The 22956-nt window shown below is 29.1% G+C and carries 23 protein-coding genes and 2 riboswitches; of the genes, 22 read left to right on the forward strand and 1 reads right to left on the reverse strand.

Annotated elements, in window-relative coordinates:
- The first annotated feature begins 2 nt into the window (after positions 1–2).
- The 4 genes from IC213_RS06925 to IC213_RS06940 all read left to right on the forward strand — a co-directional run bounded on the left by IC213_RS06925 (position 3) and on the right by IC213_RS06940 (position 5108).
- Positions 3–1190, forward strand: a complete 1188-nt coding sequence (locus IC213_RS06925; RefSeq protein WP_227862902.1) for a macrolide family glycosyltransferase — start codon at positions 3–5, stop codon at positions 1188–1190.
- 210 nt (positions 1191–1400) lie between these two features.
- Complete coding sequence (locus IC213_RS06930) at positions 1401–1805, forward strand: DUF3139 domain-containing protein (protein ID WP_227433831.1); 405 nt, start codon at positions 1401–1403, stop codon at positions 1803–1805.
- A 684-nt stretch (positions 1806–2489) separates the two neighbouring features.
- Complete coding sequence (locus IC213_RS06935; protein ID WP_227862903.1) at positions 2490–3698, forward strand: hypothetical protein; 1209 nt, start codon at positions 2490–2492, stop codon at positions 3696–3698.
- 30 nt (positions 3699–3728) lie between these two features.
- Positions 3729–5108, forward strand: a complete 1380-nt coding sequence (locus tag IC213_RS06940) for a M20 family metallopeptidase (protein ID WP_227862904.1) — start codon at positions 3729–3731, stop codon at positions 5106–5108.
- 261 nt (positions 5109–5369) lie between these two features.
- On the opposite strand, the gene IC213_RS06945 is transcribed toward IC213_RS06940, so the two are convergent.
- Positions 5370–6695: a hypothetical protein gene (locus IC213_RS06945; RefSeq protein WP_227862905.1), complete on the reverse strand. Its 1326-nt coding sequence runs from the start codon at positions 6693–6695 to the stop codon at positions 5370–5372.
- Between the two features lie 144 nt (positions 6696–6839).
- Between IC213_RS06945 and IC213_RS06950 the strand changes: the two genes are divergently transcribed.
- From IC213_RS06950 to IC213_RS07030, 18 genes are all read left to right on the forward strand, one after another.
- Positions 6840–6977, forward strand: a complete 138-nt coding sequence (locus IC213_RS06950; RefSeq protein WP_227481944.1) for a hypothetical protein — start codon at positions 6840–6842, stop codon at positions 6975–6977.
- A 62-nt stretch (positions 6978–7039) separates the two neighbouring features.
- Positions 7040–7171 (forward strand): hypothetical protein, encoded by a 132-nt coding sequence (locus IC213_RS20945; protein ID WP_255613126.1) that lies wholly within the window; start codon positions 7040–7042, stop codon positions 7169–7171.
- Between the two features lie 90 nt (positions 7172–7261).
- On the forward strand, positions 7262–7486 hold the full coding sequence (locus IC213_RS06955; protein WP_227863005.1) for a PTS transporter subunit EIIB: 225 nt from the start codon (positions 7262–7264) through the stop codon (positions 7484–7486).
- A gap of 280 nt (positions 7487–7766) precedes the next feature.
- Positions 7767–8501, forward strand: coding sequence for an enolase N-terminal-like fold-containing protein (locus IC213_RS06960; RefSeq protein WP_227481945.1), 735 nt, complete (start codon positions 7767–7769; stop codon positions 8499–8501).
- Between the two features lie 4 nt (positions 8502–8505).
- The gene (locus tag IC213_RS06965; RefSeq protein ID WP_413926936.1) at positions 8506–9516 is read left to right on the forward strand and encodes a FecCD family ABC transporter permease; all 1011 of its coding nucleotides are present in this window, start codon (positions 8506–8508) and stop codon (positions 9514–9516) included.
- A 1-nt stretch (position 9517) separates the two neighbouring features.
- The gene (locus tag IC213_RS06970; protein WP_227433848.1) at positions 9518–10297 is read left to right on the forward strand and encodes an ABC transporter ATP-binding protein; all 780 of its coding nucleotides are present in this window, start codon (positions 9518–9520) and stop codon (positions 10295–10297) included.
- Positions 10298–10316: 19 nt separating this feature from the next.
- The gene (locus IC213_RS06975) at positions 10317–11405 is read left to right on the forward strand and encodes an ABC transporter substrate-binding protein (protein ID WP_227481946.1); all 1089 of its coding nucleotides are present in this window, start codon (positions 10317–10319) and stop codon (positions 11403–11405) included.
- 118 nt (positions 11406–11523) lie between these two features.
- Positions 11524–12219, forward strand: coding sequence for a GTP-binding protein (locus tag IC213_RS06980; protein ID WP_227433850.1), 696 nt, complete (start codon positions 11524–11526; stop codon positions 12217–12219).
- Positions 12209–13264 carry an ATP-binding cassette domain-containing protein gene (locus tag IC213_RS06985; protein WP_227481947.1) on the forward strand — a complete coding sequence of 352 codons (1056 nt, stop codon included), beginning with the start codon at positions 12209–12211 and terminating at the stop codon, positions 13262–13264. The genes IC213_RS06980 and IC213_RS06985 overlap by 11 nt, the downstream gene beginning before the upstream one ends.
- Positions 13242–14015, forward strand: coding sequence for a Rossmann-like domain-containing protein (locus IC213_RS06990; RefSeq protein ID WP_227481948.1), 774 nt, complete (start codon positions 13242–13244; stop codon positions 14013–14015). Before IC213_RS06985 ends, IC213_RS06990 begins: the two co-directional genes overlap by 23 nt.
- Before the next feature lie 2 nt (positions 14016–14017).
- The gene (locus tag IC213_RS06995; RefSeq protein WP_227433853.1) at positions 14018–14716 is read left to right on the forward strand and encodes a methyltransferase; all 699 of its coding nucleotides are present in this window, start codon (positions 14018–14020) and stop codon (positions 14714–14716) included.
- 88 nt (positions 14717–14804) lie between these two features.
- Positions 14805–14942: riboswitch (cobalamin riboswitch) on the forward strand.
- Positions 14943–15103: 161 nt separating this feature from the next.
- The gene (locus IC213_RS07000; protein ID WP_227862906.1) at positions 15104–16684 is read left to right on the forward strand and encodes an ABC transporter substrate-binding protein; all 1581 of its coding nucleotides are present in this window, start codon (positions 15104–15106) and stop codon (positions 16682–16684) included.
- Positions 16684–17631: an ABC transporter permease gene (locus tag IC213_RS21280; protein WP_227824403.1), complete on the forward strand. Its 948-nt coding sequence runs from the start codon at positions 16684–16686 to the stop codon at positions 17629–17631. Before IC213_RS07000 ends, IC213_RS21280 begins: the two co-directional genes overlap by 1 nt.
- 1 nt (position 17632) lies before the next feature.
- Positions 17633–18469: an ABC transporter permease gene (locus IC213_RS07010; RefSeq protein ID WP_227862907.1), complete on the forward strand. Its 837-nt coding sequence runs from the start codon at positions 17633–17635 to the stop codon at positions 18467–18469.
- Positions 18470–18483: 14 nt separating this feature from the next.
- Positions 18484–19434, forward strand: coding sequence for an ABC transporter ATP-binding protein (locus IC213_RS07015; RefSeq protein ID WP_227862908.1), 951 nt, complete (start codon positions 18484–18486; stop codon positions 19432–19434).
- Positions 19418–20182 (forward strand): ATP-binding cassette domain-containing protein, encoded by a 765-nt coding sequence (locus IC213_RS07020; RefSeq protein ID WP_227433858.1) that lies wholly within the window; start codon positions 19418–19420, stop codon positions 20180–20182. The genes IC213_RS07015 and IC213_RS07020 overlap by 17 nt, the downstream gene beginning before the upstream one ends.
- A gap of 107 nt (positions 20183–20289) precedes the next feature.
- Positions 20290–21111 (forward strand): class I SAM-dependent methyltransferase, encoded by an 822-nt coding sequence (locus IC213_RS07025; RefSeq protein ID WP_227862909.1) that lies wholly within the window; start codon positions 20290–20292, stop codon positions 21109–21111.
- A gap of 119 nt (positions 21112–21230) precedes the next feature.
- A riboswitch (Lysine riboswitch) is annotated at positions 21231–21410 on the forward strand.
- A gap of 148 nt (positions 21411–21558) precedes the next feature.
- Positions 21559–22950 (forward strand): YfcC family protein, encoded by a 1392-nt coding sequence (locus tag IC213_RS07030; protein WP_227433860.1) that lies wholly within the window; start codon positions 21559–21561, stop codon positions 22948–22950.
- Positions 22951–22956 lie beyond the last annotated feature (6 nt).

Below are 22956 nucleotides of genomic sequence, written 5' to 3' on the forward strand. Positions count from 1 at the left end.
ATATGGGCAAAATAGTATTTTTCAGTATTCCTGCATATGGTCACACCAATCCTACCGTTGAAGTAGTTCGTGAATTGATAGATAGAAGGAATGAGGTATTGTACTATTCTTTTAATGAATTTAAAGATAAAATTGAAGGTGCTGGAGCAAAATTTATTTGTTGTGATAAATATCTTCCAGAATTACGTCCTGGAGATGAGAAAAAAATTGGTAAAGATTTTTCTGGGTTAATTGAGATGATAGTAGATACTACCATATCTTTAGATGAAAAAGTTTGTAGAGAACTTAAAGAATTTAATCCAGATTGTATTGTATCAGATTCACTAAGTTTTTGGGGAAAATTATTTGCACAAAAACTTAATATTCCATATATATGTTCTACAACAACTTTCGCGATTAATAAACATACAGCGAAGATGATGAAACAAAGCTTTATAGAAATTATATGTATGGTTTTTGGTATGAGACGTATTAATAAAAAAATAAAGCTTTTACGAAGAAAAGGATATGAGGTAAAAAACTTTATTTCTATAGTTTCTAATGATGATGATACGAATACTATTGTATATACATCAAAAGAATTTCAACCAATGGTAGAAACTTTTTCTAGTAAATATTCATTTGTAGGGCCATCAGTATCAAAGGTAATTATTGGACCCAAAGAGAGAAAGAAAAAGCTAATATATATTTCACTTGGTACAATTAATAATAAAAATATTAACTTTTATAAAAACTGTATAAATGCATTTGAAGATTATGAGGTTGATGTAATTATGTCTGTTGGTAGTGATACTGATATTAAAAGTTTAGGACATATACCAAATAATTTTGAAGTTAAAAATAGTGTCAAACAGACTACTGTACTTCAAGAAACTGATGTGTTTATTACTCATTGTGGGATGAATAGTGTTAATGAAAGTTTATATTATGGAGTACCTATGGTATTATTTCCACAACATTCGGAGCAGAGAATGGTAGCTAATAGAGTTACTTATTTGGGCGCAGGGCTCATGTTAAAAGAAAATAAATCAAAAGATATTAAAGATGCAGTATTTCAAGTTATGAATGATAATGAATACAAAGAAAATGCAACTAAACTATCAAAAAGTTTTTATAATGCAGGAGGTTCAAAAAAAGCAGCAGATGTGATATTACAGTTTATATGTGATAGTAGAGCAATTAAAATATAGTAAATTGGTTAAAATGGACAATACATACCACTTAATCAAAATACTGACAGTGGGGTCACTTAACCTACCAGTTGGGGCATATATATTGATACTAAATATGAGAGATGTTATATTTTAATAAAAAAATATAACATCTCTTTTTTAGTATATTATATCAAGTTTTTAACATTAGAACTGAAAAAAATTTAGATTGAAGTAGGGAGGATTAATATGAAAAAGTATAAAGTTATTTTAGGAGTATTAATTATAAGTATTATAAGTGTAACAGGGTTTGTTGTGTATAAAAACTACATTAAACCATGGAAGGAGGCTGAAATATATATTAACAAGTATATGGTAAAGCAAGATATTTCAAAAGATAATATAAAGAGTATTACAAGAGAAAAAGCAAAGAAAGCAAGCTACAAAGGAATACTATATAGAGTATATTACAAAGATGACCCTCAATATGAATATCAATATTTTTATAGTGATGATTATTATGCTCTATATGTAAATAAAGTAATGTTACAAATTTATGATATGGAAAATAATAATAAACTTTTAAAAAGCAATGAAGAATTAAAAGGTGTAAAGCATCCACCAATTTATCTTAAAGGCATGTTGGATAAATAGCTCATGATAAAATAGGAGTATTTTTATTGAAAAATAGATACATAACATTATATTCAATCTTAAAAAAGTATATTGTATAAAAAGTAATATATAGTAGGAATCTTCTAGAATAACTTCTGAATGATAATCATTTAAGTATAAAGTACATGGTGACATAAGAAGATTAAGAATAATTCTAAAACTATAAACTTGTAATTTATTGTCAGAATATATTGACAAAAGTAAAGTTTGAAATTATAATTTATATCAAGAATAGTTTGACAAAATAAAAACTAGTGACCTTATTTTAGTAAATTTATTTTTTTTTACTAATTTAAGAATAATTTAGGACTACTATAGGCATATAGTTTATCATTTATTTAATATGACAAATAATTGTTATTGCTAGGAATACGATTTCTAAAGTCGCTAGATATAGTCTAACTTAAAGAGGGGAGGCATTAGCAAATACAAGTTTGCACCTAAAGAAGACTTAAAAGAAATAGTTAAAATAAGGTATCTCTTAACAATATTAATGGATATGTTATTAATTTATATTAGGTATTTTAGGAATAATTTGAGACGTATAAAATATCATCAAAAAATATCAAATTGTGCTATATGTAGTTGAGAATAACTACAGAATACACACTTTATAATTATTGTTTTATTGATAAAAATTATTATATTTAGGAGGAAACAACAATGGAAAATTTTTGGAATCCGCTTACTTGCTTTACTGTATGTGTAATGATTTATGCTTTTAGTGAGTTTTTATCTAAGAAAACAAAAGGTGCAATTTCAACATTGCTATTTGTATGTATTATATTTTTATTAGGCTTTTGGACAAATATTCTTCCAAAAGACGTTACAGGAGCATCAGGGATATTAGCTGCAATGAGTAACTTTGGTATAGCATTGTTAATAACTAACTTGGGAACGCTTATAAACCTTGAGGATTTATGCCATGAATGGAAAACAGTTGTAATTGCATTAGTAGGTATTGTAGGCATAGCGGTTGGTTGTTTCACAGTTGGTAGTATGTTATTTGGTAGAGAGTATGCTTTAATAGCAGCACCTCCAATAGCAGGTTCTACTGTTGCTGGTATTATTGTAACAACGGTTGCAGAAGCAGCAAATAGACCTGAACTTGCAGCATTTGTAATTTTAGTATTGTCATTTCAAAAATTCTTTGGTATTCCTATAACAACATATTGCATAAATAAAGAATTAAAATTTAAAAGAGATAGGGGAGATTTCTTAAAGGATGTATCAAAGAGTAATTTTAAGCTTCCAAGTATGAGAATTTTTAAAGAAGAATCAAATAAGAAATCCTCCAATCTAGTATATCTTGCAAAACTTTCATTTGTTGCTATGATTGGAAACTTTGTAGGATTAGCTACTCTAATACCAGGATTTACTCCAGCAAATTATTATTTAAATCCAAATATAGCATGCTTGTTAGTAGGTTTAATTTTTACACGAATAGGATTTTTAGAAAAGGGAATTTTAGATAAATCTCAATCTAATGGAATTATAATGTTTGGATGTATGTTAATGTTACCTGGAGGACTTGCTAAGGTAACTCCAACAGCATTATTTGCAATGATTGTTCCAACTATAGGAATTCTAGTTGTAGGAGCTGTATTCATAATACTATTTACTGCAATTGTAGGAAAGTTATTAGGATACTCTCCAAGAATGTCAGCAGCAATTGGTGTAACTTGTATGCTTGCTTATCCAGCAACACAGATAATTTCTAATGAAGGTATTGATGCTATGGAAGGAACTGTAGAAGAGAAGCAAAGGGCAACAGATTATTTATTACCAAAAATGATTATAGGGGGATTTGTTACTGTAACTATTGCTTCAGTGGCATTTGCTAGTATAATAGGTCCAATTATATTTGGTTAATGTAAAATAGATTTATGGGAGGTAAAGTTAATGATAGGAAATATTTCTATAAATGAGATAGATGAAAAAAGACTCAAACTTGATGATTTAAGTAAGAAAATATGGAAAAATCCAGAGAAAGCATTTAAAGAATTCAAAGCATGTGAAAATACAGCAAATTTTCTAAGAAGTGAAGGATTTGATGTAGAAATAGGAGTAGGAGGCTTAGCTACAGCTATTAAAGCTAGTTTTGGCTCAGGAAAACCAGTTATAGGTTTTATGGGAGAGTTTGATGCGCTACCTGGTTTAAACCAAAAAGTTTCAACAAAGCAAGAAGCATTTGAATTGGGAGGTTATGGTCATGGATGTGGACATAACTTATTATGTACTGCACATGTAGGAGCAGTAGTAGGACTTAAAAGAGAAATGATAGAAAACCATTTAAGTGGAACTATAGTATTTTATGCATGTCCAGGAGAAGAACAATTAACAGGGAAAGGATTTATGGCTAGAGGTGGTGCATTTGAAGGATTAGACTTAGCTATAAATTTTCATCCAAATAAGATTAGTGAAGCTACAATTGGTATATCAACAGCTGTTAACTCTGTAAAATTTCATTTTAAAGGAAAAACTGCACATGCTGGTTCAGACCCGCAAAATGGAAGAAGTGCTTTAGATGCTGTAGAACTTACTAATGTAGGAGCTAATTATTTGAGAGAACATGTTACTTCTGATGTAAGAATTCATTATACCATTACAGGTGGAGGAGTAGCACCTAACATAGTTCCTGATAAAGCATCAGTATGGTATTATACAAGAGCTTTAAGTAGGGAAGCTGTAGAAAATACATATGAAAGACTTATAAAAGTAGCAAAAGGAGCTGCAATGATGACTGAGACTGAGGTTGAAGTAGAGTTTTTAGGAGGATGTTATAATACTCTAAATAATCATGTCTTAGCAAATCTTGTGTCAGAATGTATGGATAATATTAAACAAGAGCCTTGGACTCAAGATGAATTGGATTTTGCAGCTGAATTAGATAGACAAAGCCCACAACAATATAAGGCTATGATAAATAAATATAATTTACCAGAAGGAACTCATCTATATTATGGTGGAGGAAATGTTACGAACTTTAATAGCTATGGTTCTACTGATATTGGAGATGTAATGCATATAGTTCCTACAGCCTACTTTTTTACAGGATGTACAAACCTAGGGGCACCTGGGCATAGTTGGCAGTTTACATCTTGTGCAGGAAGTTCTATTGGAGAAAAAGGTATGATATATGCGGCAAAAATTATGGCTATGTTTGGAGCTAAGATACTGAATAATCCAGATATAGCTAAAAAGGCAAAAGAAGAATTCGATAAATCTATGAATGGAAAAACATATAAGTGTCCTATTCCAGATGATATTCCAACTCCTTAAATGAGATATAAAGTTTAAAATATAAGATTACAATTTTTATGCCAGCATTTTTTCATTATCAAAAGAACACGAAATTTTACTGTTTATTTGCTCATTGCGAAGTGAAATAGCTAGAAAATAATTTTAATAGGGAATAACATAAATTATTAATAAATATCACAAAAGGTATATCTTAAAAAACAAATATGGGATATACCTTTTAGAAAATCATATAACTTTATTTACTATTCAATGATAAAATATTTTTATGTACTCTAGATTTTAATGTTTGTTTTCTGATATAAATAATTTGTATACCCTCTCAGGTCTACCTTTTGTTGAGTTTTGTTTTTCGTATAATATAGTAGCATTTCCAGACTTTAGTAGACTACTTAAAAATCTATTGGCAGTTCTTACTGTTACATTTAAACAAGAAGATAATTCCTTAGGAGTAACTTCATCTCTTTGTAGAATTTCAATAACGGATATAATCTTTTGAATAGTAAGAGTAGACAATTTGGAATTTTTAGCAATTGTATTTATGTGTGGAGTTACTTTATTTGAAACAGTAAGTAATTTATCACATAGTAAAGGGCCTATTGTCTCATAACTTTCATTAACTAAGAAACTGTAGTTTAAAGGATTTATTTTAGATTCCTTATTAGCATTTATAGCATTAGACATGGCTTGTTTTATATTATTACCAATTCCATACCCAACACATACTTTAAGGTTTATACTATTTTCAATAGATTCTTTTATATAACATGTAGTGAAATTTTTAGTTAATGATTTAATGGTCTCACATTTAGTAAAAATCTTAAAAGAGCTAGTATCCTTTTCAATTATAAAATCAGTTAATTTATCTTTTTTTAGATTGTTTAATATTTTATAAATTTGGTCTATAGTATAATCATAATGGTTCATATCTTTAACTGTTATATATATTACACCAGGTTGGTTTACCTTCATTCTATGCAGATGAATGTCCTTTATTAATTCATTAAAAGTACTTTTCAATAAATTTATGTCAGGATATATGAAGTGAAAATTTACTCCTGCATCTTGTAACATAGGGACAATACTACTAAAACGAGTAGTAGAAAAATCAATTTTCCCTTCATTCCATAACTTAATATGTTTTTTTTCAATATTTTTTTCAAGCTCTGCTATATCAGATAAACTCATTTTGGATGTATTTTCATTAATACTATACATTAAATCTCCAAAAGTACCATTTGATAAATAATATGATATGTCTTTTGGATTATCTGCCCAGTCCATTAGGTCAAAGTATGCTCTAGAAAAATCTAATGTATTGTATTTAAAAATAAGTTTTAGAAACATATCATAATAACTTTGTAAATCAGTACCAAAATCAACTAAAGGTTTTTTTATAGTACCAACTTTTTTTGTAATAGCTTCCTTAGGTATAGGTCCACTGACTGCGAATCCATCAAACTTATCTTCAATTTCTAGATATAAATCTCCAACATGAGAAAAATCTTTATAAATATATATTTCAATTTCTGCATTAATATTTAATTTTTTTATAGAATTCGCTACAAATTCTTTTAAAAATTCAGTTGTTATGATTGCTATTTTCATAGATTACTTCCTTTTCAATTATTATAGTTATTTATATAACTTTTACTTTTTCTATTCATGGCAAAACTATATTTCTTTGTACTATTATATATAATAATATCATGCTCAAATATTTATTGTCTAACTAATTATAATCTATACAAGATGAAGGATAAATTACAAGTACTTTCTGAATCAATGATGATTCCTATTATATTACTTGTTCTAGCAGGGATATTTATAGAATTAGGGTTAGCTTTTGCAAATATGGAAAATGTTTCTGATTTAAGGCTTGTGGATTAATACATGAAGACTTATTTATAAATATATTCATTAAAGTAATAAATGATTTAGGATTTATTGTAATGAGATACTTACCAATATTCTTTATAGTTACTTATGTAATATTCACATGTGCAATTAAGAAGTTTGATATAAAGACACCAGGAAGAAGCTCAGAAGAAGTTAAGCTTTACAGTAAGAAAGAGTATAGATAAAGACAAGATGTAGATAATTTTAAAGCAGTAAATAATTGTGCAGTAGAAGATACAGTAGAAGACAAAGATACAGAACTTGTACATTCTATAATAGAAGGTTTAGCAGGAAGTGACAATATAAAAAGTATTACGAACTGTGCAACTAGGTCTAGAGTAGAGCTAAACCCAATAGATGGATTCTATGAGGATGGTTTTTGGGTAAATGAGCTAGGTGCAAGTGGAGTTGTTAGGAAGAAAAATTCAGTTCAAGTTATATTTGGGCCAAGAGTTATTACAATAGAATCTAAAATTAAAGTTGTGTTAGGTGTAGATTGATGAGTATAAAGCCATGTAAATTAGATTAGTTTGCATGGCTTTTTTAGTTGCAAGAGTATTATAGTTATTTTGAATCTATGGAAAACTTGTGCATAATAGCCACATCTACTAAATAAACTTATGATTTCAAAATAGAACGGTTAAATTAAAAAATAATGAAGTGTAATATAATTAAACATAGTAAAACATAATGAAACATAACTAAAAATACAGAAAAATATAAAAAAATATAGCTAAATATAATAAAACATAATATAATTACTTTGAAGGGGGTGACAAAATGTGGGAGTTTTATAATAATTTAATAGATAAAATACCAGAAAACATAAGAGTAAAAGATTTTATTATAGGCTCAGAGTTTGCTATGGTAATAACAGATTATGGAGCAGGTATTAGTCATTTATTATCTGATAAAAGATTTCCTTTTGAAAACGATATAAAAATAAATATGTCTTTAAAAGATTTATGCAAGTCAATTAAATCTTGGAATTTTATAGAAGCTAGTTTAGGATTAGCAGCAATAAATTCTTATTATAATCAGAATATTTGCAATAAAACATTAAGCCTAGAGAAAATTAATCATCATTTCATTTCCATGATTGATGATTCATCAAAAAAAATAGCAGTAGTAGAGGGAAATCTTCAAAATAAAAATAAAATTAAATTTAGATATGATGTGGATTTTTTCAATAGAAAAATAGTAGAAGAGGATTACAACATATCAGCATATGGATATTTAGTAGAAAACTATGATAGTACATATTTAGGAGGAGACTTAATTATTAATAAACATTTAATAAAAATAGCAAATGATTCACTTAATAAAGAAAGCATAATTTGTGATATATCGACACCTATATCTTCAGATTTCAAAAAATTAGGTATAAAAAATATAGGTGGATTTGTTGTAGATGATATAGATAAATGTTTTAATTTAGTAAAAATAAGTGCACCTTATGAGGATATCGAAAAGACAGGTAACATAATGAAAATAGTGGAGACAAAAGGGGATTAAATAAGTGAATAAGAGTGCAAAAAGTAATAAGTTAATTATGTTTTGTTTAGTTATAATATTGATTACATTGATATTAGTATCATTAGCACTTGGAAAATATCCAGTAGAACCACATCAAGTATTTGGAATTTTAGTTTCGAAAATATGTAATATAGATAAGTTTTGGACAGATAGCATGGAAACTATATTTTTAAATGTTAGATTACCAAGAATAGTACTTGCATGTTTAGTAGGTGGGGCATTGGCAGCTGCAGGAGCATCATATCAATATATTTTTTTAAATCCTATGGCATCACCAGATATACTAGGGGCATCATCAGGAGCAGCATTTGGAGCTGCTTTAGCATTATTTCTTTATAAAAGTGGTAGAGAGGTTACAGTTAGTGCATTCATCTTTAGTTTAATTACTGTAATTTTAGTCTATTTGATAAGTGAAAGAACAAAGGGAAGTAAAGTGTTAGGCTTAATTTTATCTGGTATTATGGTAAGTTCATTATTTTCTTCAGGTACATCTTTTATAAAACTTGTAGCAGACCCTAATGACCAGTTACCTGCAATTACATATTGGTTAATGGGAAGTTTATCAGGAGCTAAAATATCTGACATAAAATTTGCAATTATTCCTATGTTAATAGGTATAGTACCTCTAATACTTATTAGCTGGCAAATAAACATATTGACTGTAGGAGAAGATGAGGCAAGAACGATGGGGATAAATACAAAGCGTATAAGATTTATTACTATTATATGTGCTACACTTTTAACTTCTGCAAGTGTTGCTGTAAGTGGAATGATAGGTTGGGTTGGTCTTGTAATACCACATTTATCTAGAAGATTAGTTGGAAATAATTTTGTTTATTTATTGCCAACATCAGCTATGTTTGGAGCATCGTTTTTGTTGTTAGTTGATAATGTATCTAGAAATTTATGGACTAGTGAGATACCTATAGGTATATTAACATCGTTTATTGGTGTACCATTTTTCATATATCTGATTACGAAAAGAGGGGATTAATATGATTTTAGAAGTTAAAGATCTCAGTTATTTTTATAAAAATCAAAATGTACTTAATCAAATATCCTTTAATGTTGAAGGTAGTCAGTTACTATGTATATTAGGACCTAATGGTGCAGGGAAAAGTACTATGTTTAAGTGTATACTTCAGTTATTAAAAGGATATAAAGGTGAAATATTATTGGATGGAAAAAACTTGAAGGATTACAAAATTAAGAATCTAGCAAGAAAAATAGCTTATATCCCTCAGTCTCATAATCCCGTATTTAGTTATTCTGTTGTTGAAATGGTATTGATGGGAACAACATCACAAATTTCACCTATGTCTAAACCTACTAAAAAACAAATGGAAATAGTTGAAGAATCTTTAGACAAAATAGGAATTTCTTATTTAAAAGATAGGAATTTTATAAATTTAAGTGGAGGAGAAAGACAATTAGTACTTATTGCAAGAGCTTTAGCTCAAAATGCAAAGATACTTATTATGGACGAGCCAACCTCTGATTTAGATTATGGTAATCAAATTAGAGTATTAAATACAGTAAAAGAATTAACAAGGGATGGATATATAATAATTCAGTCAACACATAATCCAGACCAAGCCTTTTTGTATGCAGACAAGGTTTTAGCTTTATACAATCATGAAATATTAGCTTTTGGTGTGCCTAAGTACATAATTAATTCTGGTCTAATTAAAAAATTATATAACATAGATGTAGAATTAAACAGCTTATATGATGATAAAATTAGAGTCTGCATACCAAAAAGTGTAACTATATAATTTACTTAAGGGGGATAAAATGAAAAAGAAATTATTATCATTGTTATTGGTATTAACTTTAGCAATAACATCTTTAGTTGGATGTACATCGTCAAATGGTGATGCTAAAGAAAAAAAAGAGGATAAAAATGCATCTAAAACAATAATGTTTACTGATTCAGTAGGTAGAAAAGTTGAGATTCCAGCAAATATTGAAAAAATAGCACCTTCAGGAAGTTTAGCACAAATCGTACTATTTTCAGTAGCACCAGATAAGCTAGTTGGACTATCAGGAGATTGGACAGATGATTCAAAAGACTATGTGGATAAAAAGTATACTAGTCTTCCTGTTTTTGGTCAATTTTATGGTAAGGGAGATTTAAATATGGAAGCCCTTGCAGCAGCAGAACCACAAGTAATTATCGATATAGGTGAGAAGAAAGGTAGCATGAAAGAAGATTTAGATTCTATACAAGAACAAACAGGTATACCAACTATATTTATAGAAGCTACAACTGCTAATATGTCAGAATGTTACACTAAGCTAGGAGAAATCTTAAATGTAGAAGATAATGCAAAAGTATTAGCTGATTACTGTAAAACTACTTATGATACAACTGTAGAAACGATGAAGAAAATAGGTGATAAGAATAAAGTAAACCTTGCTTATTGCGTAGGAGACACAGGAACAAATGTAATCGCAGAAGGGTCTTTCCACTCTGAGATTATTAATATACTTGCAAATAATGTTGCAAAGCTCAATGACCCATCAAGTAAAGGCAATGGAAATGAAGTATCGTTAGAACAATTATATTTATGGAATCCAGATGTAATAGTGTTTGCACCACAGAGTATATATAGTAAAGTAGGAAGTCAAACTGAATGGCAAAAAATAAGTGCTATATCTAGTGGTAAATACTATGAAGCACCAAGTACGCCATATAATTGGATGGGATTCCCTCCATCTGTAAATAGATATATGGGTATGATTTGGCTATCTGAAATACTTTATCCAGAGAATTTTAATTATGATTTAAAAGAAAAAACAAAAGAATTTTATAAGTTATTTTATCATGTTGATTTAAGTGATGAACAATATAGCAAATTAACTAAAAACGCTATTAAATAGTATATAGATATAAAGTTACTAAATAATGTTTAGACATAAAGTTATTAAATAATATATAGACATAAATTAAAAGAAAGTAGGATTTTACCTACTTTCTTTCGTAAAAAGGGGAATTGATATGAAACTAATTACAGTAGCAGGGCCACCATCATCTGGAAAAACATCTGTTATTCTTCATCTAATTAAAGCTATGGAGGCAGAAGAAAATAAGGTTGGAGTAGTAAAGTTTGACTGCCTTACATCTTTTGACCAGATTAGATATGAAGAGAATAATATACCTGTTCAAATTGGACTATCTGGTAAAATTTGTCCAGACCATTTTTTTATAAGTAATATTGAAGATGCACTTTATTGGTCTAAAAAATTAAACTTAGATATTTTAATTACTGAAAGTGCAGGGCTTTGTAATCGTTGCTCACCCTATATAAAAACTATACCAGCAGTTTGTGTAATAGATAATTTATCAGGGATAAATACACCTAGAAAAATAGGACCAATGCTAAAATATGCTGATATTGTTGTAATTACAAAAGGAGACATAGTATCACAAGCAGAAAGGGAGGTATTTTCCTTTAATGTACGTCAAGTAAACTCAAAAGCTAAGATAATATTTATAAATGGAATCACAGGACAAGGAGTATTTTTACTTAAGAAATATTTAAGTGATATAAAAGAAATAACCACGCTTAGGGAAAAACAATTACGTTTTACAACACCAGCATCAGTGTGTTCTTACTGTACTGGAGAGACTAGAATTGGAGAATCTTATCAAATGGGAATGATAAAGAAAATGGAGTTTGACTATGAAATATGATAATTATGAAAATTTACTAAACATGTCTATAAAAGAGATAAAAGAAAACTACTCTATGGCCTTTGATTTTTTCTTAAATTACAATCTAAGTAATGTAGATGATTCAATTACTTTTAATAATCTAATAGAATCTTTAGATGAGGAATTTTATATAACTTTTGGGATAGAAAAAGAAGAATTATACATTAAATTGGTGGAGTTTTTAAAAGAATTTGGCCAAGATGAAAAGAGTTTAAATATAGAAAGCATTACTATTAATGGTGGGTACAATAAGCTAAAAGAAAAAGAAGCTATCTCATTGAAAATAAAGGCTGGAGAAATTATAAGTATTGTTGGACCTACAGGTTCAGGAAAAAGTAGACTGTTAGAGGATATTGAATGTTTAGCCCAGAGAGACACTCCTACTAACAGACAAATATTAATAAATGAAAGTATTCCAAGTGATGAAACTCGTTTTGTTATGGATGGAAAGCTAGTAGCTCAACTTTCACAAAATATGAATTTTGTAATGGATTTAACAGTAGAAGAATTTTTACAAATGCACTCTAAAAGTCGTTTTTGTAAAAATCAAGATGACATAGTAAAAAAATGCTTTTATTGTGCTAATAAACTAGCTGGAGAAAAATTTGAATTAACCACAAAGATAACCCAATTATCAGGAGGTCAATCAAGAGCTCTTATGATATCGGATACTGCATATATGAGTTCTTCACCAATAGTTTTAATTGATGAAATTGAAAATGCAGGTATAGATAGAAAGGAAGCTCTAAGACTATTATCTAAAAAGGAAAAAATAATTTTGATTTCAACACATGACCCTATATTAGCTTTAAACGCTAATAAAAGAATAGTTATTAAAAATGGTGGAATTTCAAAGGTAATATCTACAACAGATGAAGAAATAGAAAGTATTAAATACATAGAAAGCTTAGATAATATTTTACTAGATATTAGGCACAAGGTTAGAAAAGGTGAAGTCTTAAATAGAAAAGAAATAGAAAGTATTGTACAGGAGGAGGTAAATGACTTTGTGGGAACTTTATGATGATTTAATAGAAGGAATTCCTAAAGAGATAATAGTTGAAGATATAGCTGTTGGGCAACATAATATTTTAGTAAGAAGTAGTGTAGGTAGTGGTATAGGTTTTGTATATAGTGAAGATGGACGTCCTCCAGAGTTTGTAAAATCTTTTAAAGGAAAATCTTTATATGAAATAGCTGGATGTATTAAGTCTTGGAATATCACAGAATCAGGAATTGGCTTGGCTGCAATAAATTCTTATTATAATTCTGTAAAAGTTTCAAAAGAAAATAATATAAAGTTAAATGAAAACAATTTTATAGAAGATAGAACTAATGACCCTTTTATTTCATACCAGAATATGATAAGGGGAAAAAAGGTAGCGGTTATAGGTCATTTTCACTATTTAGAACAACTATTTGCACCTGTTTGTGATTTATCCATAATAGAAAGTGAAGATATATATGGTGATTATCCAGAGACTTCAGCACCATATATCTTACCTGAACAGGACTTTGTAGTTATATCTTGTTACACATTAAGTACAAAAACTTTTCCTTGGTATTTAGAATTAAGCAAAAATGCTTATGTGGTATTGGTGGGTCCAGCAACTCCAATGGCACCTATATTATTTAAGTATGGAGTAAATGATTTATCAGGATTTGTAATTAAAGAACATGATAAAGTAATGAGCATAATAAGTGGAAATGAGAGAAATAGTATGTTTTACAGTACAGGTCAGAAAGTAAATTTAAAAGACAGTGGGGAAATTTAAATATGAGAATGAATTGGAATGATACTACAATAAAATCTTTTGTTGATGCAAGTGAATATACTGGTTTTCACAAGATATTAGCTAAAGAAATAATTCCGTACATCAAAGATAGCCAAACTTTTTGTGATGTAGGTTGTGGATTAGGTTTAATAGATATGTATTTAAGCAAAGAACTGAAAGATATAACTTGTATTGATATAAACCAAAATGCTATAAATTATTTAGAAAAATCAATAAAAGACAATAATATAAGCAATATTAGGTGTATGGTAAAAGATTTTAAAGATATAAATACAAAATTTGATACTATACTAATTTCTTTTTTTTCATATGAGAATATAGAATTTTTTACTGGGCATTGTGATAGATTAATTGCAATTGTTAATGATAAGTCCAAAACTCATATTCCAGTATCTAAGAAAAGAATGGATGTGGTGGAAAGACATAGTTCAAAAAATTTAAAAGTATTATTAGATGAAAAGAAACTTAGATATGAATTAATACCATTAAGTCTTGAATTTGGACAGACATTTACTTGTGAAGATGACATAGTTAGGTATGCTAAGTCTTATGATGAAGGCGGAGAGTATGAAACTATATACAATCATATTATGAAAAATATAGTTAAGGGAGATAAAGTAGCTTATTACCTTCCATATGAAAAAAATATATCTGTTTTTATAATAGACTTTAATAGATAGATAATTGTAAATTTTAATTTTGCATATAGTGCTATATTTTGATTTAAGTTGACAATTTATATAAGATTGCATACAATTAAACTAAGAATTGAATAAACGTATTTAAAGAGTAGGGAAGTTGGTGAAAATCCAACACGAACCCATCACTGTAAGCATGGATAAATTCTGCATAGCCAACAGATGTTATTTAGAAAGGCTGAGAAAATGAAATGTAAGTCAGATACCTACATTAAATATTAGTAAATAAATTTAGGGGGGAGCAACTAGATTTATTGTCTTGTATATGGAATTTAGAATTTAAAGTATACATATTAAAATGGGATGTTATAGCATTATTTGCTATAACTTTTTTTATGCTCATATTTCTAAATAAGGGGGAAATGTATTATGAGGAAGATTTCAAAAGGGAAGCTGAGTAGTATAATTTTAGCAATTATGCTGATGTTATCATTGATAACAGGGTGTAGTAAACCAGAGGAAAATAATGATGTTAGTAAGATGAATAATGAAAAGGAAGTAGTTTTAGCAGCAGCTAGAGATTTGGCACCAGGTGAACAAGATGCTTATTACACAAGTTCTATACTCTATGTTTGGGAACCGTTAATAGGGTTGGGTGATGATGGAAAACCAAAGGCAGAACTTGCAGAAAAATGGTCAAATTCAGGTGATTATAAAGAATGGACATTTACAATAAAGAAGGGTGTAAAATTCCATGATGGTGTAGATTTGAATGCAGATTCAGTAGTAAAAAATTTTGAACGTTATATGAATATGAAAACGAAATCTTCACCTTTTTATTCGTTTGATATAGAAAAGACATATCCTAATTTACAAAGTGTGGATAAAGTTTCTGACTATGAAGTTAAACTTACTTTCAGTAAACCAATATCAACTTTAATATACAACATGGCTAGATTTGGAAGTGCTATGTATAGTCCAGAGTGTTTTGATGTAAAAACGGGAGACTTTACTAAGTATGCACAAGGAACTGGTCCATTTAAGATAAAAGAACGAGAAAAAGAACAATTTGTTTTGTTAGAGAGAAATCAAGACTATTATGGAGATAAAAGTAAAGTTAAAAATGTAAGAGTAAATGTAATTAAAGATGCACAAACTCGTTACACAGCACTTAAATCAGAGGAAATTATGGGTGTTATGGATTTAGGGGCTATTACTCCAGAGTTAGCTAGTGAGCTAATAAAGGATGAAAACTTTGAGATTAAAACATCTCCATCAACAATAACTCAATTTGTATCTACAAACGGTACTAGGGCACCATTTAATAATGTTAAGATAAAAGAAGCACTAAGCTTGTTGGTGGATAGAGAAACTATAGTAAATAAATTTTATGGAGGATATGGAACTCCGACTATGAATATATTGAACCAAGGTTCACCTTTTGCTAAGGAAATTAAACCTGTTTATGATGCAGAAAAAGCAAAAAAAATTATAAAGAATGAGTTAAAAGGGGAAACAAAAGAGTTAGAGTTTATAATACCATCTTATGGTGTAGACCGTTATCCATACAAAACTGTAGCAGAGTATATACAATCTGTATTAAGTGAAGTTGGATTAAACTCTAAAATAACTATACTTGATGGTGCTGCTTTTAAGGAAGCACAAAAAACAGGAAATTATGACATAGCACTTCACACTCAAGGGCTTCCAAATGCAGAACCATTTTCTATATTTGATAGTTATATGAGAAGCACAGGGTCAAGTAATATAGCTTATTCATTGGGCTATAAAAATGAAAGAGCAGATGAATTAATAGGTCAATTAGAAAAAACAATGGATTTAGATAAAAGAAGTAAAATATATGATGAGCTTCAATATATATCAGCAGAACACCCATCAGCTATACCATTATTTGAAGATGTTAACTTAATTGCCTATAATAAAAAAATAACTGGATACAAACCTACATTATATGGGACTACATTAGCAAATATGGAGTGGAGTAAGTAGTGAAAACACCATTTAAATATTTAATTAGAAGGATATTGATGACTATCCCTATTTTGATAGGAATAACTTTTCTAGGATTTATATTAGGAGTTATAGCACCTGGTGACCCAGCAGTTGAATATTTAAGCATGGATGGTATTTCTGCTCCTACAGATGAAGAAATAGAAAGAGTTAGAGAAGAGTTAGGGTTAAATGATAATATTATAGTTCAGTATATTAATTGGACTAAAAAAGCTATGACTGGAGATTTAGGACTTTCCTATATCAAAAAGACATCTATTACAGAAGAGATATTAAGAAGGTTACCAATAACCTTCTCTTTATCTTTAATGGCTATGTTTTTTGTTATAGTGTTATCTATACCATTAGCTATAATCATGGCTTTAAAAAAGGATTCAGCGATAGATAAGATTGGCACTTTTGTATCTTTACTTATGATATCTATTCCAGGGTTTTGGTTAGCTATTATTATGTTAAGTATATTTTGTGAGAATCTTAGATGGCTACCTACGAGTGGGTATGGTACGATTAAACATTTAATAATGCCTGGATTTGTTTTAGCAGCTGGGACTATAGGAACTGTAGCAAGGTTAAATAGAGCAACTTTAATAGAAAGTATAGGACAAAACTATATAACAGTGGCAAAAGCTAAGGGTCTGTCAAATAAAATAGTTATTTTTAAGTATGCTTTTTTAAATTCATTAATGCCCATTGTAACAGTTCTGGGAAACTATTTTGGTGCTATTTTAGGAGGCTCCACAGTGGTTGAGGTTATTTTTAGTATTCCAGGTATGGGAAGTTATGTAATACAAGGAATAATGAGTAGAGATTATCCAGTGGTACAAGGATATGTGCTATTTACAGGGATTATATTTATAGTGTTTAATTTAATTGTAGACATATGTTACCTATTTCTTAATCCTAAAATGAGGGTGGGAGGTAAATGAGATGGATAAATTTAAAGAAATGTTATTTATACATAAACTAGCTTTTTTAGTGCTAATAATTATGATACTTGTTGCAATATTTGCACCAGAGTTGGCTCCATATGACTCTAATAAAGTACAAATGGATGATAGATTAATGGGAATTTCTAGAGAACATATACTTGGTACAGATACTCTAGGCAGAGATATTTTAAGTAGGATATTATATGGAGCCAGAGTATCAATATCTTTAGCTTTTTTAGCAACATTATTAACAATGCTATTTGGTAGTTTTGTGGGTATAATAGCAGGATATTGTGGTGGGATAGTAGATACGATAATACAGTCAATTGTAAATATATTTCAAGGTCTTCCAAGTCTTAGCTTTATGATTGCTCTTGCTGGAGTTCTTGGGCCAGGTATAAAAAGTTTATTAATTGCAATAGTATTCACTTCTTGGGCTGGTTTTTCAAGAATAGTTAGAGGAGAGGTATTAAAGGTAAAAGAAGAAAAATATGTTGAAGGTGCAAGAGCACTAGGGGCTAGTCATATTTATATAATTTTGCACTATATAATTCCAAATATATTTGCTCCTTTTATAGTACTATTTGCAATAAGGGTAGGAAAAAGTGTACTTTCTATGGCATCGTTAAGTTTTTTAGGTCTAGGAATACAACCACCACAAGCAGATTGGGGTGTTATGATAAATGATGCTAAGACTCATTTTAGAAGCTATCCAAATCTATTATTAGCACCTGGGTTTAGTATATTATTATTGTGTTGCAGTATAAATTTAATTGGAGATGCACTAAGGGATATGTTTGATGAAAAAAGCAACACTTTAAGCCAATATCTTTAGAAGGAATAAAAACTATGAATAGAGATATAAGTATAAAAGATTTAAAAATTCATTTTAATACTAAGGAAGGAAAAGTAAGAGCTGTAGATGGAGTATCTAGAACCTTTCAAAGTAGTAAAATTACAGGAATTATTGGAGAAACTGGAAGTGGAAAATCGGTACTAGGACTAGGGATTTTGAACCTTGTATCTAATAACTCAACTGTTTCAGGCAGTGTCTTATATGAAGAAAAAGATTTGCTAAAAATTAAAGAAAATGAAATTAGAGAAATCAGAGGGAAAAAAATATCGTTAATACCCCAAAATCCATCAAGTTCTTTTAATCCAATATTGAAAATAGGAAGTCATATGAATGAACTTTTTTATTATCATGGAAAAGAAAAAAAGAATTCTTGTAAGAGTAAAAGTTTGGAGATATTAAAAAAATTTTTTTTCTCAAATAGTGAGTTGGTTTATAATTCGTATGGATTTCAGTTAAGTGGAGGTATGAGTCAGAGAGCATTAGCAGCTATAGGGACAGCACTAAAACCTAACTGGGTAATTGCAGATGAACCAACTAAAGGGTTGGATGCAATAATAAGAAAGCAAGTATATGAAGTATTTTATGATTTAAGAAGTAATATGGGTGTTAGCATGATACTTATAACTCATGATTTAATGCTAGCTAAAAAGCTTTGTGATGAAGTTGTAGTTATGTATGCAGGTAAAATCATAGAAGAGGGTACAAAAAATAGTATCTTTAATAATCCACTACATCCTTATACGAGAGGTTTAATTGATTCACAGCCAAATAAAAAATTAATACCCATTGAAGGGATAGCGCCAAGTCTAACAAACTTACCAAAAGGATGTAGATTTTCTCCGAGATGCAAGGTTGCAAAAAAAACATGTATTGATTATGAACCAAGACTATTTGATGTTAATGGTTCAAAAGTGAGGTGTTTTCTTTATGATAAGAGTTTATAACCTTTATAAGGAGTTTAAAAGCGGAATAATCAATAAAAAGATAGTTAAGGCGGTAGATGATGTATCTTTTGAAATCAAAGAGGGAAAAACCTTAGGTCTTGTAGGAGAAAGTGGATGCGGAAAATCAACTTTATCAAGGCTTATTTTAAGACTTATTAAATGTGACAGAGGTAAAATTTATTTTAATGGTAGAGATATCAGTAATTATGATTTTTCTCAAATGAGGGATTTAAGAAAAGAGATGCAGATAATATTTCAACATCCAGATTCTGCCCTAAGCCCTAAAAAAACTATATATGGCAGCCTTGTGGAACCATTAAAAATTCATAAACTCTACGAAAAGAATAAAGCAAGAGAATACATAATGGAATATTTAAGTTTTGTTGGGCTTAGTGAGGAAATTTTAAATAGATATCCACATCAAGTAAGTGGAGGACAAATACAAAGAGTTGCTTTAGCTAGAGTGCTTTTATTAAATCCTAAATTTATGATATTGGATGAACCTACATCAATGCTAGATGTATCTGTGCAAGCTCAAGTTATACAGGTTTTGAAGAAAGCTCAAAAACAGTTTAATATAACCTATTTATTTATATCTCATGATATAGACTTAGTAAAAGAAGTTAGTGATGAGGTTGCAGTCATGTTAAATGGCAAGATAGTTGAAATTATAGATGCTAAGGAATTGTATAAAAGTGCAAAGCATGCTTATACCAAAGAGCTTGTTGAGAATTTCACTAATTTTTAAAATATAGTAATCAATTGTTTAATCAATCATTACATTAGTAAGAGTAGTTTTTTGAGTATAGAAAATTACAAATCTCGCCCTAATATTTTTAGAAAGGAAGAGTAATTATGTACTATAAAGATATAGATTTTGAGAAAAAATGGCATGAGTATATTGAAAGTAAAGAAGGATATGCAAGAGAAAGAGCTTTTGATGATGAAGCGGAAAGAAAGTTTTTTAAAAAATTATCTCATAAATATGATGATAAGCCAACGCTTTATGATTATTCAAAAGAAGTATTTAATTTTGTAGATAAGTTAATAGATGAAGGAAAAAATCTTATAGAAATTGGTGCAGGTACCGGAAAATTTACTATTCCACTTTCTAAGAAATGTAAAGGTATAATTGCTAATGATTTTTCAATAGATATGCTTAATGTGCTTGAAGGAAAGGCTAGGGAACATAATATAACTAATATAGATACAATACAAGGAAAATGGGAAGAGATTAATGTTGGGCATAGTGATTATATTTTATCTGTGAATTCTCTTTATCGAATTTGGGATATTAAAGATGCTTTGAGTAAGATGGATAAGCTAGCTAAAGAAAAAGTGATTATAGTGAGAACTATTCAAAAACCATTATTTAATGATTTGTATATGGATTTAGGTGATAAAGATAGAACTTGTCCAGATTATATATACATTCCAAATATACTACATTCTTTAAATATATGTGCAGATATAAAGTTTATTGATGTAGAAAATGAAATTGAATTCGATAGTGTAGAGGATATACTTTTTAAAATGGAAACAGAATTAAATAAAAAGATTAACTTTAGCGATATGTTGGATAAGTATATAGATAAGATAATAGAAAAAAGAGAAAACAAATATATTTTTAAACATAAAACTAAAGTTGTAATTATATACTGGAATAGTATAAGCTAGATTTGTTAATATTATGGAAGCATATAAACTCTTCTGAAAATATTTACAATCTCGACATATTATGCTACAATTATTTAGAATAAATAAAATTTAATAAGAATTACCTCATCTAATAAAAAGATTGAGGTAGAGGTCGCATTTACTAAGATTAATATTGAAGAGGTCGGAAGCCAATGAAGCAATATAAAAGGAGTAAGTGCCGAAGTGCTAGTGTCCAAATCTAGTGCTGGGGCTGTATTTAATAAGTACAGTACTGTCATCAAAATTATCCCGAATTTTGATGGAGAGCTATCTTAACTAAGATAAAGGGAAGATGTAGGTATATTGTATTTAGCGCATTCAGCTCAACATGTATCCATGTTGAGCTTTTTTACATCTATATAAAATAGGATAGAAAAGGAAAGCAATAATAAAATATTTTAATTTTAAAAGTGGGGGAGATTAAAAATGAGCAGTTTAAAAAAGAAAAAGTTTACTATGCCACAGACACTTACTATAATATTTTTACTAATAGTAGTAATGGCAGTTCTTACTTGGATAGTACCAAGTGGAAATTTTGAAAGGGTAGATATAGATGGAAGGTCGGTTGTTGTAGCTGGAACTTATGAAAAAGCAGCATCAAATCCACAAGGAATTACTGATGTATTTACAGCACCTATAAATGGATTTATAGATGCAGCTGAAGTAGTTGGATTTGTTTTGATAGTTGGAGGAGCTTTTGGAATAGTTAACAAAACAGGAGCTATAGAAGCTGTTATAGCTCATACTGTAAATAAAATGAAAAGATTCCAATTCTTAATAATACCTATATCAATGATTCTATTTGGATTAGGTGGAACAACATTTGGAATGAGTGAAGAAACACTACCTTTTTATATGATATTTATTCCACTCATGACCAGTATGGGATATGATTCATTAACAGCAGTGGCTACAGTATTTATAGGAGCAACAGCTGGATTTGGAGCAGCTACTACTAATCCTTTCTCTGTAGGAATAGCACAAGCATTGTCACAAATAACACCAGGTTCTGGGATAGAGTTGAGAGTTGTTATGTTTATAATATATATGGCTATATCTATAGGATTTGTTATGATGTATGCCAATAAAGTTAAAAAAGACCCTAAGAAGTCTTTAGTACATGGTATATCATTGAATCAAGAATCAATGGCTAATACTGATACAAACATAAAAGAATTTACAAAAAGAGAAGCTATGGTAATAGCAATTTTCACAATAGGTATGGCAATTATGATATATGGAGTTTTAAAGCTAGGATGGTACATAACTGAAATTGCAATGATATTTACAGCTATAGGTATAATATCAGGAATAGCATCAGGGCTTAAACAAGATGACATAGTTAATTCATTTATAAGTGGAGCAGGAGATTTAATGACAGCAGGGCTATGTATAGCATTTGCACGTGGAATAGTAATAATAGCAGAAAATGGATTTATAATAGATACAATTTTAAATTCTGCCGCAAATTTATTAAATGGACTTCCAAAGACTATATTTATAAATTTAACTTTCTTAATAGAAGGTTTAATAGCATTTTTTATACCATCTGCATCAGGACTTGCATCACTTACAATACCTGTACTTGCTCCACTTGGAGATTTAGTAGATGTATCTAGACAAATGATAGTTACAGCTTATCAATTTGGTATAGGTGTAACTAACTTAATAACACCTACATCAGGTGTTTTAATGGGAGCACTAGCAGTAGCTAATATTCCTTGGTCAAAGTGGGTTAGATTTGTAATGCCTTTAATGGTAGTATTAACAATTACTGTAATGGTGTTTTTAACAATAGGATTATTTGTTGGATTCTAATAGGAG

The sequence above is a fragment of the Clostridioides sp. ES-S-0049-02 genome, assembly GCF_020658465.1.
GTDB lineage: Bacteria > Bacillota > Clostridia > Peptostreptococcales > Peptostreptococcaceae > Clostridioides.